The organism is Mesorhizobium sp., assembly GCF_004962925.1.
Taxonomy (GTDB): domain Bacteria; phylum Pseudomonadota; class Alphaproteobacteria; order Rhizobiales; family Rhizobiaceae; genus Mesorhizobium.
In genome coordinates, this window is the sequence record NZ_SUEO01000018.1 from 1 (window position 1) to 1,087 (window position 1,087).

Here is a 1,087-nt window from a genome sequence, read left to right on the forward strand (position 1 = left end):
GTATCGAACATATTCCAGCCTATTCCCCTGAAGCGCGAGGCCGCTCGGAGCGAATGGTCTCCACCTTGCAGGATCGGCTGCCGAGAGAGCTGGCGCTGGCTGGCATTGCCGATATCGAGACCGCCAATCGCTTCATCGCACAGACCTACCTGCCGGCTCACAATGCCCGCTTCGCCAGGCCGCCCGCGGTCCAAGACAGCGCCTTTGTCGCCGCCGACCCGCAACAACTGGCCCAGATCCTGTGCATCGAGGAGGAGCGCGTCGTTGCCCGCGACAACACAATCGCCTTCGCGCGCCTGCGATTGCAGCTGCCCAAAAGTCCGATCCGGCATCACTTTGTCAAAGCCACGGTCAAGATCAGGCAGTACCCGGATGGCACGCTCGCAGTCTTCCACGGGCCGCGCCGCATTGCTCGATACACGCCCGACGGCGCCGCAATCCAAGACACTTGCCCCGTCAGGCAAGCCGCGTGAACCGCTTCGACGCAAACTGAAGCGGACAAGTGATGTGCTACCAAAACCGGACAACTTGATTAGCTACCGACACGTTTTTGGGAGTGGCGGCGAGGGTGGCGGGAGATATTGAACCTGTCAAAGCAGCCCTTTTGGATTCAGCACCGCGCCTAGGGTGAGCCGCTCAGCGGGCGTGGCCGGTAACCCGACAACAAAACGTCCTTTTGTCGGCATTTGCCGACTGTTAGTGGGAGAGTGTTTCATCCACATTTCGCTTCGGTAGCGGCGACCTGGCTTTGGGAGAGCAGACCGCCGCCGATGTGGGCCGATCGATGTTGGAAACCGGGCACGCCGTCGCGGCGGGGTTGTTTCCGTTCGCCATTTCCTATGCGCTCGTGGCAATGCTGCCGGGCGCCAATTTTGCTGTCGTCGCACAGGCCGGGCTAACCGCTTCGCGCGCTACAGCGCTTTCGGCTGCCGCTGGTATTGCCCTTGGCGCGAGTTCGCTGGCGGCGATTGTCGCGACGGGAGCCGGCGCGCTGCCGCCGGGGGGCATCGCACACCAGATGGCGGCCAGCCTTTACGGCGCTATACTGGTCTTCATCGGCTGGAATTCGATGCGGCGGGCGATGTCG

At 62.6% G+C, this 1,087-nt stretch carries 1 protein-coding gene and 1 pseudogene; both read left to right on the plus strand.

What is annotated here, in order from left to right:
* A pseudogene (locus E5W87_RS06445) lies at positions 1 to 473 on the plus strand (hypothetical protein); the annotation flags it as partial.
* Between the two features lie 311 nt (positions 474 to 784).
* Positions 785 to 1,087 (plus strand): LysE family transporter (locus tag E5W87_RS06450; protein WP_292395102.1); only part of this gene is annotated, 303 nt, incomplete at its 3' end.